The following is a 13078-nucleotide window of genomic DNA, read 5'->3' on the forward strand; positions in this document are numbered from 1 at the left end:
AATGGAAAATAAACAACAATGGCAACGCCCTGATCCTGATGATTTGCTTGCTCTGACAAAAACGTCAACTCGTGGGCGGTTAAAAATATTCTTCGGTGCTTGTGCGGGTGTTGGTAAAACTTACGCTATGTTGCAAGAGGCACAACGTTTACATCAGCAAGGTATTGATGTACTTGCAGGTGTGGTTGAAACGCATCAGCGCCAAGAAACGGCAGCCCTATTAGATGGACTGCCGATATTGCCATTTCTGCGTATTCACCATCGCGGTAGAAAACTCACCGCATTCGATTTAGACAGCGCTTTAGCGCGGCATCCCGCTGTGATTTTAATGGATGAGCTCGCATTTAGTAATCCTCACAAATGTCGGCACCCTAAGCGATGGCAAGATGTTGAAGAGTTATTAGAAGCTGGTATTGATGTTTTAGCGACAATTAATGTTCAACATATTGAAAGTCTTAATGATATTGTAGGCAGTATTACAGGTATTCGTGTTCAAGAAACAATTCCTGATTATATTTTTGACCAAGCTGATGAAGTCGTGATGGTGGATTTACCACCCGATGATTTACAACAACGGTTACATGAAGGAAAAGTCTATCTTACCGGACAAGCAGAACGTGCTATTGAGCATTTTTTTCGCAAGGGTAATTTGATTGCTCTGCGTGAATTAGCATTGCGTCGAATGGCAGATCGCGTTGATACACAAGTAAAAGAATTTCGTGATAGCCAAGGTTCTGCTCCTGTTTGGCATACCACAGATAGTTTAATGGTATGCCTTGGTGCACATGGTGGGAATGATAAACTAGTGCGTACCGCGGCGCGTTATGCTGCTGCATTTGGTTGTCAATGGCATGCAATTTATGTAGAAACGCCCAAACTACATCAAATAGGTGAAAATAAACGTCGCGCTATTTTACATTCACTTAAATTAGCTCAGCATCTTGGCGCCAGAACTGCGATCCTTTCAGATAATCAAGCTGAAAAAGCCGTAATTCGTTACGCCAGAGAACATAACTTAGGTAAAGTCATTATTGGGCAGCGTTCATATCAAAAATGGCAATGGCTCAAACGTTGGATACGCATGAGATTTGCTGAAAGATTGGCTCGGTATGCCCCCGATTTGCATATTATTAGTGTGGCGTTAACAGATGAAGATTTACGTTATCATACTAAAACTCCACAATTACAAAATGATAGATGGCGGCAAGATCTAAAAGGTTATCTCACCGCTATTGCCCTATGTTTAGCGATAACCCTATTTTCACGCACTTTTTTATTGGCATTAGATAAGGCCAATTTAGTTACTCTCTATTTATTAGGTGTGGTTTTAATTGCATTATTTTTTGGTCGTCGCCCTTCTATTTTTGCAGCTTTAATCAACGTTATTAGTTTTGATCTATTCTTTGTGCAGCCTCATTTTTCGCTGGCCGTTTTAGATATGCAGTATTTGATCACATTTACTGTCATGCTAATTGTGGGGTTAGTGGTTGGTAATTTAACTGCCGGAATGCGTTATCAAACGCGTGTTGCACGTTATCGAGAGCAACGTACCCGACATTTATTTGAAATGACCCGAGAATTAAGCCGAGCAGTCACTTTGCCTGAAGTGGTACGCACAAGTTATCACTTTTTATCTAGTGCTTTTGATGCCAAAGTTTGTCTTCTTACTAAAAATGAAACTGATGCACTGGTTCCATTTCAAGCTGAAGGTATGGCACATTTGCCTATTGATGAAGCTATAGCTCGCTGGTGTTGCGATAAAGATCAAATTGCGGGTGCGGGCACGGATACACTACCAAGTGTTCCTTATCAATTACACCCAATTACCGCATCGCAACAAGTATTGGCTATTTTGGCCATTGAACCGAATAACCTTCGTCAATTACTTATTCCTGAACAACAACAGCTATTGCAGACTTTTAATGGTCTTATTGCTAATGCCCTTGAACGACTACAACAAGCAAAAACAGCGGAACAATCACGCATTAATATAGAGCGTGAGCAGCTGCGAAATGCACTTTTAGCAGCACTTTCACACGATTTAAAAACACCATTAACAGTATTATTTGGCCAATCCGAAATTTTACTACTCGACTTAAGTGCTGAAGGTTCAGCACATACAGAACAAGTTAATCAAATACGCCAACAAATCCTTACTACATCTCGATTAGTTAATAATCTGTTAGATATGGCACGAATTCAATCTGGTGGAATTCAAGTGAATTTACAATGGAATTCATTGCAAGAAATCGTAGGTAGTGCGGTACGTTCTCTTTCTTATTTGCTCGACAAACATCCTTTGAAAATTGATATTTCAGCTGATTTATTGCTCTATTGTGACAGCAATTTAATTGAACGAGTCATTACAAACTTACTAGAGAATGCGGTTAAATATACTGAATTCAACACAAGATTGGGATTAAAAGCCACGATTGAGAAACAACAAATTCATGTGGAAATTTGGGATGAAGGCAATGGCATTCCTACAGAACAGTTGCAAATCATCTTTAATAAATTCTCTCGAGCAGTGAAAGAATCTGCTATTCCAGGAGTTGGTTTGGGATTAGCAATTTGTAGTGCCATAATTCGTTTACATGAAGGTTCTATTTGGGCAGAAAACAATGAAAAAGGTGGAGCAAGCTTTCACTTTGTTTTACCTTTAAAATCACTTCCTAATATTGATGAGATTGAAGCAAACCCGTGACGCCTTATAACATATTGATTATTGAAGATGAAAAAGAAATTTTACGTTTTGTTCGGCTCGCTCTAGAGAACGAAGATTTTCGTGTTTATGAAGCATCAGAATGCCAGCGGGGATTAATGGAAGCTGCATCAAGAAAACCAGATTTAGTTATTCTTGATCTTGGATTACCCGATAAAGATGGGATCCACTTTATTCAAGATTTTCGTCAATGGAGTGCAACGCCAATTATTGTGCTTTCTGCTAGAGATTCAGAACAAGACAAAGTTAAAGCCTTGGATGCAGGTGCAGATGATTACCTGACTAAACCCTTTGGCATTAGTGAATTATTAGCTAGGGTGCGGGCATCATTACGTCGAACAATCAAACAAGAAAACGAAAATACTCAGTTTTCTTTTGGCGATATTACTATTGATTGGGTTAATAGGACGGTGACTCGTAAAAAAGAAGCCATTCACTTAACACCAACAGAATTTCGTTTATTAAGTGAATTAGTTAATAACAGCGGAAAAGTATTAACTCAACGCCATTTAATGCTTCACGTTTGGGGACCTAACTTTGTTGAACATAGTCACTATTTACGTATATATATGGGGCATTTACGTCAAAAACTTGAAACCGACCCCACATGTCCTACTCACCTAATAACAGAAACGGGGATCGGTTATCGTTTTATGCCATAGCTGAGATTGTTTTTCTAAATCGCAATAATGCTAAGCTGAAAAATACAGAGCCAATAACAATTAATATAATAAATTGTGGCCAAACAATAGAGAAATCAGCACCTCGATATAAAATTGCCTGAGCTAAAGTGACAAAATGTGTCGTTGGCATTGCTTCCATTACATTTTGTACGAACTGAGGCATACTTTCTCGTGATGTCATTCCCCCTGATAACATGATTAAGGGGAGTAAAACCATGATCATTAACAAGCCAAATTGCGGCATCGAACGTGCCATGGTACCTAAAAAAATCCCAATAGAAGTGGTCGCAAATAAGCTTAATGCGACACCACACATAAACAATAAAACCGACCCTTCAATAGGCACATTCAATAGCGATTTTACGACTAAAACCAAAGACATAGCTGAAGCTAATAAAACCACAAGTCCCATCGACCAAATTTTAGAAAGCATTATTTCAAAGGGAGTCACAGGCATCACTAATAAATGTTCAATAGTGCCATGCTCTCGTTCCCTAATTAACGCTGCGCCGGTTAAAACTATCGATAACATCGTGATATTATTGATAATTGCCATAACTGAACCAAACCAAGACTGTGTAAGATTGGGGTTAAAACTCATTCTGACTTCTAAATCAACAGGAAGTGGATCATTTGATCTATTTTTTGCTAAAAAGGTTTTTGCTTCACCCATTACAATACTTTGGATATAGCTATTCCCTAAAAATGCTTGGCTCATACGTGTTGCATCAATATTAACCTGTATTTCTGGCTTACGGCCTGCAAGTAAATCGCGCTGAAAATTAGGTGGAATATCTAGAGCAAAAGTATAAGTTCCTCTATCTAGAAAACCATCGATTTGATCTGGCGTAATATCTGCTGGTGGTAAGAAGTACGGCATATAAAAACTATTAACAATGCGTGCAGATAACTGTGATTTATCCTGATCAGCAACTGCTATAGGAGCATGATGTAAAGATCCTGGAGTTACAGTTGCCGATGAATAAATTGAGACGGTAAAAGCAAACACAATCAGAGCTAGCATCGCCTTATCTCGTGAAAGACTTCGTAACTCTTTTATTCCAAGATTAAATACATTTTGAATAGTGCGCCACATTTAAGCCTCCTGCTTTTTCAAGAAAAAGACACTCAGCCCAATAACAATGGGGATTGTGATTAATAAAGGAATAAAAGACCAAGGCAAATCAAAGAGATTTAATCCTTTAGAGAACGTACCTCTGGTAATGGTTAAAAAGTGAGAGGTTGGATAAATATGCCCTATCCATTTGCCAATACCTTCAAGAGATGAAACGGGATCAATCATACCCGAAAATTGCGTTGCGGGTATTAAGGTCATAATTGATGTCCCAAAAATAGCTGCAATTTGGCTTTTCATAAAGCATGAAATTAATAACCCCATACCTGTTGCAATAGTGATATAGAGTAATGCACCTAAAGTGAGAGTTAATAAACTTCCTTTAAAGCTCACACCAAAAATAAAAACAGAGAGTATGCACAGCATAAAGAAGTTAAACATACCTAATAAAATATAAGGTAATTGTTTTCCTAATAAAAATTCCGTTTTGGTTATTGGGGTCACATACAGATTAATGATTGAACCTAACTCTTTTTCACGTACTACACTCAATGCACTTAACATTGCGGGTATCATCATTAATAGCAGAGGAATAACGGCCGGCACAATCGCAGGTAAACTTTTCACATCAGGGTTATAACGATAGCGAGTTTCAATATCAATGGGGGCTAGTTTATCTACCATATTTGTTGGTTGACGCATCGCCATATCAAGCATCCATGTTAAATGCATTGCTTGAATATATCCGCGGACTGTTTCAGCGCGGTTTGGCATAGCGCCATCAATCCAAACTCCAATTTTTACCGTATGCCCTTTGGCAACATCGCGAGCAAAATTAGGTGGAATTTCAACGGCAACCGTAATATCGCCACTACGTAAGCGGCGTTCAAGTTGGTCATAATCAGTAATAGGTGCTTTCTCAATAAAGTAACGTGAACCAGATAAATTCTGACTATATGCTTGGCTTAAGCCTGTTTGGTCTCTATCCATAATACCGAAACGGAGATTTTCGACATCCATACTGATACCGTATCCCATAATAAACATAAGAATAACTGTACCTAAAAGTGCTAACGTCAAACGTACTGGATCTCGACGTAATTCCATCCCTTCACGAATACTGTAACTAAATAATCGACGTAAACTAAATCGCTGTTTTAATGCTTGTTCTGTACTTTCGATACTAGATGCAGGAAGTTGCAGCTCTTTATCTTCAAGATCAGGATTTTCTTGTTCACCAGAAGCCTTTTTAAGGTAATCAATAAAAACTTCCTCTAATGTATCAAATTGACTATTTTTAACTAAATTACTCGGCGTATCTGTAACCAATACTTTACCCGCATGCATCAATGACATTCGGTCACAGCGCGCTGCTTCATTCATAAAGTGAGTTGATATAAAAATAGTGACACCGTCACGTCTAGAAAGATCAACCATCAAGTTCCAAAACATATCACGAGCTATAGGGTCAACTCCCGACGTCGGTTCATCTAATATCAGCATTTCAGGTTGGTGAATAACCGCGACAGCAAGTGATAACCGCTGACGGATACCTAATGGCAAGCCATCTGGCATCATATCTTCAACTTCAGTGAGATTAAATCGCTCACTCATCTCTTTGATTCGTTGGGATATCTCTTCTTCTGGGAGATGGAAAAGTTTGGCATGTAATTCAAGATTTTGTTTAACAGTTAACTCACTATAAAGTGAGAAAGCTTGCGACATATAACCAACACGTTTTCGTGTTTCAATATCTTTAGGATCCACTTCTTGACCAAATAACCATGCGCGCCCTTCGCTTGCTTCTAATAACCCGGTTAACATTTTCATTGTGGTCGATTTACCACAACCATTAGAGCCTAAGAATCCGAAAATCTCACCTTTAGGAATACGAAAACTTACATGATCAACAGCGACAAATTGACCAAAGCGCATTGTTAAATCTTGCGCTTCTATTGCAATGATGTCGTCATCACTTTTATCTCGTGGAGGAATAATCACTTTTTGGTGGTTTTTGCGTTTTTCTTCCGGCAAAAGTTCAATGAATGCAGCTTCTAATTCATCAGTATTAGTCTGTTTTTTTAATTCGTCAGCATGACCTGTTGCTAAAATTTTTCCCGCATCCATCGCCACTAACCAATCGAAACGTTCAGCTTCTTCCATATAAGCCGTTGCAACTAACACACTCATATTTTTTTGACGTTTTCGAATACGATTAATTAACTCCCAAAACTGAGCTCTTGATAATGGATCTACCCCAGTAGTAGGTTCATCAAGAATAAGTAATTCAGGATCGTGAATAAGTGCACAACAAAGCCCTAATTTTTGCTTCATGCCACCTGAAAGTTTACCTGCAGGTCTATCACGAAACGGGGCCAATCCTGTACTTTCAAGTAAGTCATTTATACGTTCTGCACGCTCTTGTTTTGATTGCCCAAAAAGTCGACCAAAAAAATCAACATTTTCAAATACAGAAAGTGTGTGATACAGGTTTTTACCCAATCCCTGGGGCATATAAGCAATACGAGGGCATACCGCTCTTCGGTGATCAGCATCATGCATATCACCTTGAAGAACAATAACTTGTCCTTCTTGAATTTCTCTTGCTCCTGAAATAAGTGAAATTAAACTCGATTTTCCGACACCATCAGGCCCTATTAATCCCACCATTTTTCCAGCGGGAATTGCCAATGTCACATCATCAAGAGCCAAAGTATCACCATAATGTTGGGATACATGAGTCAGTTCAATGATATGAGAATGACTTTCCGTTCTCATCGTTTGACTCATTGTGGTAATTTCACCTCTAATTCAGCTGGCCAATTTTGGTTGTTATCTAAACGAATATAAGCACGACCGGGTAAACCTGTTTTCACGTATTCCAAATGTTTTTCTAGTAATTCTGGAGCGATACGAGCTCTAACACGAAACATCAGTTTTAATCTTTCGTTATCTGTTTCAACCGTTTTTGGCGTAAATTGTGCAACGCTAGCAACATAAGTTGTATTGGCTGGAATAACGATATGTGGTGCAGCATCCAAAATAATATGAACTTCACTTCCTAAAGCAGCTTTACCTGCGGCTTCGGTAGGTAAGAAAAAGGTCATATAAACATCACTAAGATCAACCATATTTAAGACGCGGCCGCCAGCACCTAAAACTTCGCCAGGTTCTGCAACACGATATTGAACTCGGCCATTACGTGGGGCTTTTAATACACTGTCATCCAGTTCAGCAAGAATTCGGCGTTCACTGGCAGTTGCAGCATCTACCTTGGTTTTTGCTTGAATAATGCCCGCTTTTGCAGAATCAATCGCAGCAATAGCCGCTGTTACCTGCGCTTTAGCAGCTTCAACGGCAGCTCTTGCGCCTTCTGTTCTTGCTATATCATCATCAAGTTGTTGAATAGAAATGGCATTAGTTTTTACTAACGCACGAGAACGGTTAAGTCTTTTTTGTGCAGCATCTAATTCGGCAATTCGTTGCCGAACAACCGCTTGAGCGGCAAGTTGTTCACTTTGACGTTGAGAGAGTGCAGATTCAGCAGTGACAACACTACTTTTGGCTTGATTTAATTGAGCTTGAACCTCATGAAGTTGTTCTTTTAATGTTCGGGTATCCATATTAGCTAATATCTCGCCAGCTTTAACAAAATCTCCTTCTTGCACGAGTATAGAGTCAATACGTCCCGGGCTTTTCGTTGAAATATCTATTTCGGTTGCTTCTATTCTCCCATTACTTTGAGCAAAGCCTTCGGGAAGTGCCGGTGTTTGAGATACCCACCAGAAAATGCCCGCCGCTGCTATTGCAATAAGCCCAATACTGTAAACAAAAAATCGATTCTTTTTTTGATTTTTCATATAAATTATTTAACCTTCCTTTTGCCATAAATTACATCAATATTTTGTGTGTATTACTGTATGTAAAAAAATAGTTAAACAACGCAAGAAAAATTATAATTTGTTTTTTATCTACGTTAAAAATAGTTCATTTATATTAATAAAGCTAATTTATCCAATGCAAAAAATAAAAGATAACCATATGAATTATAAAATATATTACATTCATCATAGAGCGTTAAGTCAAATTAATGTAGCGCTTTTATCACATAATCGTTATCTATTTTTGATTATTCGAGAAAACACACAATTTGTATATGACACAGAAGGTATATTACATTTAGAACCCAAGGAAATAATCACTCATGGATACCATAAAAATATAAACATCTAACTTAATGATTTATATATTTAATATATAGATTGAGTGGAAAGTTTATCAACCCCTAATATCAGCCCATTATTTTTTAAAAAAAACCTTATTAAATTTAATTAGCAATAAAATAAATAATTTTAATTAATAATATATTTCAATATAAAATCAACATTTAAAATAACATTCTAGAAATATTTTTTAATTTAATTTTATTTTTTACAAAAAAGATATGTTTAATATTTATCAGTAAGAAAATAATTAGTGATCAGACCACATGTGAAGTAAATTTTTTATATATTAATTATTGTAGTTAATAATTACCCTATAACAATATCGATGGCTAGTAATATAAAAAACAAAATTAATTTCAATAAAAATAAGAAGGTTTATATGAATAGTATTAAGTATAAGCTCGCAACCATCACTCTCTGTACTCTTTTTGCCTCATCTGTTTTAGCCAATACCGAACCCCCTATCCGTTTAGTTATTCACGGTGGTGCCGGAACAATAACTAAAGATACCATCACTCCAGAACAAGAAAAAGAATATAAACAAAAGCTGACTGAAGCATTAAATGCAGGATATGCCGTACTAAATAGTGGCGGTACAAGTATTGAAGCAGTACAAAAATCTATAAATATTATGGAAGATTCGCCTCTTTTTAATGCGGGTAAAGGTGCAGTTTTTACCCACGATGGCCGAAATGAACTTGATGCTTCAATTATGGATGGCAAAACGCGTAAAGCAGGAGCTGTAGCTGGTGTTACTACAGTAAAAAATCCTATTAATGCAGCAATAGCTGTAATGGATAAAAGTCCTCATGTATTAATGGTTTCTACGGGAGCAGATCTTTTTGCTAAAGAACAAGGTCTTGCTATTGTTGATCCTTCATATTTTAAAACTGAGCATCGTTGGCAACAATTACAAAAAGCGATAGAAAAAGAAACTGTGGTTTTAGATCATGACGGTAAAACTGCTGCACTTTTTATTGACCCTATGATGTACGATTATAAATATGGCACCGTTGGTGCAGTTGCATTAGATAAACAAGGTAATTTAGCCGCGGGAACTTCAACCGGTGGAATGACAAATAAACGTTATGGACGCGTTGGTGATTCCCCTATTATTGGAGCAGGAAATTATGCAGATAATGAAACTGTTGCCGTATCAGCAACAGGATCGGGTGAAATGTTTATTAGAACATTAACTGCATTTAATATTGCCGCCCAAGTAAAATATCAAAAACTTCCATTAGAACAAGCTGCAAAAAATGCATTAGATGAAGTTAAAGCTATTGATGGAAGTGGTGGTGTTATTGTTTTAGATAAATCAGGAAACTACACCATGTCCTTTAATTCTGAAGGAATGTATCGAGGTACTGTTGGTAATGATGGAAAACCAATAGTAGCAATCTACAAAGATTAATAATTTTTTGTACCCTAATTTTTAACTTACGTATGCTATTTTAAAAATTACGATTAAAATCTTAGGGTACATTATCTATTTTAAAGTCCTTGTCTTAGTCTATTCATCGACCTTTTCTTTACTAATTTTCCCATTCATTTAGATCATTCTATTTTAGATTAACTTACCCTGTTTATTATCTGAACTATAGCAGTACAAATAACACTCTACCTGCTCTAAAAATAGACTAGATCCATTCTACTTATTAAAATGATCCTTTGAAAAAGTAGACTTTTTAATATTTAGATCTGTTAGAATATTCATCATGGTTATGTTGATTTAATAAGGAAATTACAGTGGAAAATCACCACAGCGATCAAGAAAACACCCCTGAAACATCGCTAGTACATTTAGAAAAACAGTCGCTATTAGATCTAAATGCAACTTTTACATCACCGGCTCAAAATAATCCGGCATTGGCTTATTTAATGAGTTTAGGTTCAAAACGTAGTCGTCAGACAATGGGATCATTTTTGACTATAGTTGCTCGGATGATCGGATTTTCTTCATTAAAAAATTGCCAATGGGGTGCCCTTCGCCGTCATCATATTCAAGCAATTATTGATATGTTATCGGATGCCAATAAAGCACCAGCAACAATCAATACTTATCTTGCTGCTTTAAAAGGTGTTGCTTTAGAAGCTTGGACAATGAAACAAATAGATACGGAAAGTTATCAACATATTCGACAGGTTAAATCTGTTCGAGGTAGTCGATTACCAAAAGGTCGAGCATTAACAAGCCAAGAAATTCGTACTTTATTTCGCTGTTGTGAAAAAGATAATTCATCTAAAGGATTAAGAGATGCTGCAATATTAAGTGTGTTATTAGGGTGTGGATTACGTCGTTCAGAAATTGTGGCACTTAATTACGAACATATTCAATTTCGCGATCAAGCATTTATTGTTCGAGGAAAAGGTAATAAAGAACGAATTTCTTATATGCCTGACGATACTTGGGATAGAGTTCAACTTTGGACTGATGAAATTAGAGGCGATCAAAATGGCCCCTTATTCACACGAATTCGTCGATTTGATGATGTTACTGATGAAAGAATTACCGACCAAGCTATCTATTTTATTTTAGAAACTCGTCAGCAAGAAAGTGGAATTGATAAATTTGCCCCTCATGATTTACGCCGAACTTTTGCATCTGCGATGCTAGATAATGGTGAAGATATTGTCACCGTAAAAGATGCAATGGGGCATGCAAGCATAATGACTACTCAGCGTTATGATAGACGTGGTAATGATCGTTTAAGAAAAGCTGCACGTCATTTGCGTTTCTAATTTATTTAATAAACGTCCTGTCTACTGCTGATTAGCTTCAGATTAATAGCATAAAAAAACACCCAATTATATTGTTAGATTGGGTGTTTTTATGTTCTTGTTCTTTTATATGTAACTATCTAAATGGCGGTTCGTTAAATGTTCTTAATTTACGAGAATGTAAACGATCTTCTTCTTCTTTTAATAATTCAATAGCCTGTATGCCAATTTGTAAATGTTCAGATACTGCACCTTCATAAAAATGGTTCGCTTGACCAGGCAATTTAATTTCACCATGCAATGGTTTATCTGATACACATAATAAAGTGCCATAAGGAACGCGAAAACGGTAACCTTGTGCCGCTATTGTTGCACTTTCCATATCAACTGCAACAGCCCTACTTAAATTAAACCGCCTTGCTGATGCAGAAAAACGCAATTCCCAATTTCGATCATCTGTTGTAACAACTGTCCCTGTTCTTAATCTCTGTTTTATTTCATGCCCCGGCTTTCCGCTGATCATTTTAGTTGCATCATATAAAGCACGTTGAACTTCAGCAATATTAGGAATAGGAATATCTGGCGGTAATACAGCATCCAAAATATGATCATCACGTAAATAGGCATGAGCTAATACATAATCACCAATTAATTGGCTTTCTCGTAACCCACCACAATGACCAATCATTAACCAAACATGCGGGCGTAATACCGCCAAGTGATCGCAAATTGTTTTTGCATTAGAAGGCCCTACACCGATATTAACTAATGTTATTCCGGGGCCTTCTTTAGCAATTAAATGATAGGCCGGCATCTGATATTTCTTCCACGTTAAGTCAGAAATAAATTTTTCAGGATCAACTGTTTCTGCCGTAATTTGCTGAAAGCCAGCACAAGAAAGTGCACAATATGGACTATTTTCATCCGCTACTTGTTCACTTGCCCAACGAACGAATTCATCAACATAACGATTATAATTAGTAAATAAAATATAGGGTTGAACATCTTCAGGTGGTGTGCCAGTGTAATGTTTTAAACGAGCAAGAGAGAAATCGGTTCGTAACGCATCAAAATGAGAAAGAGGTAATACTTCTCTATCACAAATTAAGCCATCTGTTATCTCATCGCCAATTTTGGAGAGATCTGTTGTTGGAAAATATTTAGCTAGAGAGGCGCTCATTAATCTATCAAAGCCAATACCCGTTCCATCAATAACAAATGGATACGGAATTTCTTGCTTTGATGCACTAACTTCAAATGTTGCATGATAAGCATCTGCAATTAATTGCAGTTGTTCTGCTAAATAATTTTCAAATAAACTTGGGTTAGTAATAGTAGTTGAATAAGTACCTGATTGAGGTAGTCGACCATAGGCTCTTGTTTTATCCTCTGTTTTTGTTTCACCATACCAATAAACGGTTAATTGAGGATAAGAAAATAATCCTTCGGCTCTTTGTTTTATATCCGGCAATTTTCCATCTTGCGCATAATCAATAATTGCATTGCGTAATGCTTCTACAGCATTTTGATATTGTTGTTTTAACTTACTGATTATTTTATTAATTTCAGGGTTGTGAGGATGTGACATAAAAGAGCCTCTTGCTTATTATTAATTTGTTTACATCATAGCAAGAAGCTCTGCTTATCCCAA

At 37.0% G+C, this 13078-nt stretch carries 8 protein-coding genes; 4 read left to right on the forward strand and 4 right to left on the reverse strand.

The annotated features are described in order from the left end of the window. The first annotated feature begins 1 nt into the window (after window position 1). Window positions 2–2704: a two-component system sensor histidine kinase KdpD gene (kdpD, locus tag PH4a_RS15575; protein WP_129041029.1), complete on the forward strand. Its 2703-nt coding sequence runs from the start codon at window positions 2–4 to the stop codon at window positions 2702–2704. Then, window positions 2701–3384, forward strand: coding sequence for a two-component system response regulator KdpE (gene kdpE, locus PH4a_RS15580; protein WP_064719968.1), 684 nt, complete (start codon window positions 2701–2703; stop codon window positions 3382–3384). The genes kdpD and kdpE overlap by 4 nt, the downstream gene beginning before the upstream one ends. Here kdpE and PH4a_RS15585 read toward each other — a convergent pair. From PH4a_RS15585 to PH4a_RS15595, 3 genes are read right to left on the reverse strand one after another with little or no spacing between them, the layout of a single operon-like run. Continuing rightward, entirely contained in the window at window positions 3374–4501 is a 1128-nt protein-coding gene (locus PH4a_RS15585; RefSeq protein WP_129041031.1) for an ABC transporter permease, read from the reverse strand. The genes kdpE and PH4a_RS15585 overlap by 11 nt on opposite strands. Then, window positions 4502–7258: a ribosome-associated ATPase/putative transporter RbbA gene (rbbA, locus tag PH4a_RS15590; RefSeq protein WP_164971569.1), complete on the reverse strand. Its 2757-nt coding sequence runs from the start codon at window positions 7256–7258 to the stop codon at window positions 4502–4504. An 8-nt stretch (window positions 7259–7266) separates the two neighbouring features. After that, window positions 7267–8340: an HlyD family secretion protein gene (locus PH4a_RS15595; RefSeq protein ID WP_129041035.1), complete on the reverse strand. Its 1074-nt coding sequence runs from the start codon at window positions 8338–8340 to the stop codon at window positions 7267–7269. 745 nt (window positions 8341–9085) lie between these two features. On the opposite strand from PH4a_RS15595, the gene PH4a_RS15600 reads away from it, so the two are divergent. Together PH4a_RS15600 and PH4a_RS15605 are read left to right on the forward strand one after the other, a co-directional pair. Further along, on the forward strand, window positions 9086–10120 hold the full coding sequence (locus tag PH4a_RS15600; protein ID WP_129041037.1) for an isoaspartyl peptidase/L-asparaginase family protein: 1035 nt from the start codon (window positions 9086–9088) through the stop codon (window positions 10118–10120). Between the two features lie 335 nt (window positions 10121–10455). After that, window positions 10456–11448, forward strand: coding sequence for a tyrosine-type recombinase/integrase (locus PH4a_RS15605; protein WP_129041039.1), 993 nt, complete (start codon window positions 10456–10458; stop codon window positions 11446–11448). Between the two features lie 115 nt (window positions 11449–11563). Here the strand turns inward: PH4a_RS15605 and PH4a_RS15610 are convergent, their stop codons facing one another. Further along, window positions 11564–13015, reverse strand: a complete 1452-nt coding sequence (locus PH4a_RS15610) for an AMP nucleosidase (RefSeq protein WP_129041041.1) — start codon at window positions 13013–13015, stop codon at window positions 11564–11566. Between the last annotated feature and the right edge of the window lie 63 nt (window positions 13016–13078).

The sequence above is a fragment of the Proteus hauseri genome, assembly GCF_004116975.1.
In the GTDB taxonomy this organism is placed as follows: domain Bacteria; phylum Pseudomonadota; class Gammaproteobacteria; order Enterobacterales; family Enterobacteriaceae; genus Proteus; species Proteus hauseri.

Coding starts and splice junctions, on each gene's coding strand:
- kdpD (WP_129041029.1), top strand. CDS start 2: ATGGAAAATAAACAACAATGGCAACGCCCTGATCCTGATGATTTGCTT.
- PH4a_RS15585 (WP_129041031.1), bottom strand. CDS start 4,501: ATGTGGCGCACTATTCAAAATGTATTTAATCTTGGAATAAAAGAGTTA.
- rbbA (WP_164971569.1), bottom strand. CDS start 7,258: ATGAGAACGGAAAGTCATTCTCATATCATTGAACTGACTCATGTATCC.
- PH4a_RS15595 (WP_129041035.1), bottom strand. CDS start 8,340: ATGAAAAATCAAAAAAAGAATCGATTTTTTGTTTACAGTATTGGGCTT.
- PH4a_RS15600 (WP_129041037.1), top strand. CDS start 9,086: ATGAATAGTATTAAGTATAAGCTCGCAACCATCACTCTCTGTACTCTT.
- PH4a_RS15610 (WP_129041041.1), bottom strand. CDS start 13,015: ATGTCACATCCTCACAACCCTGAAATTAATAAAATAATCAGTAAGTTA.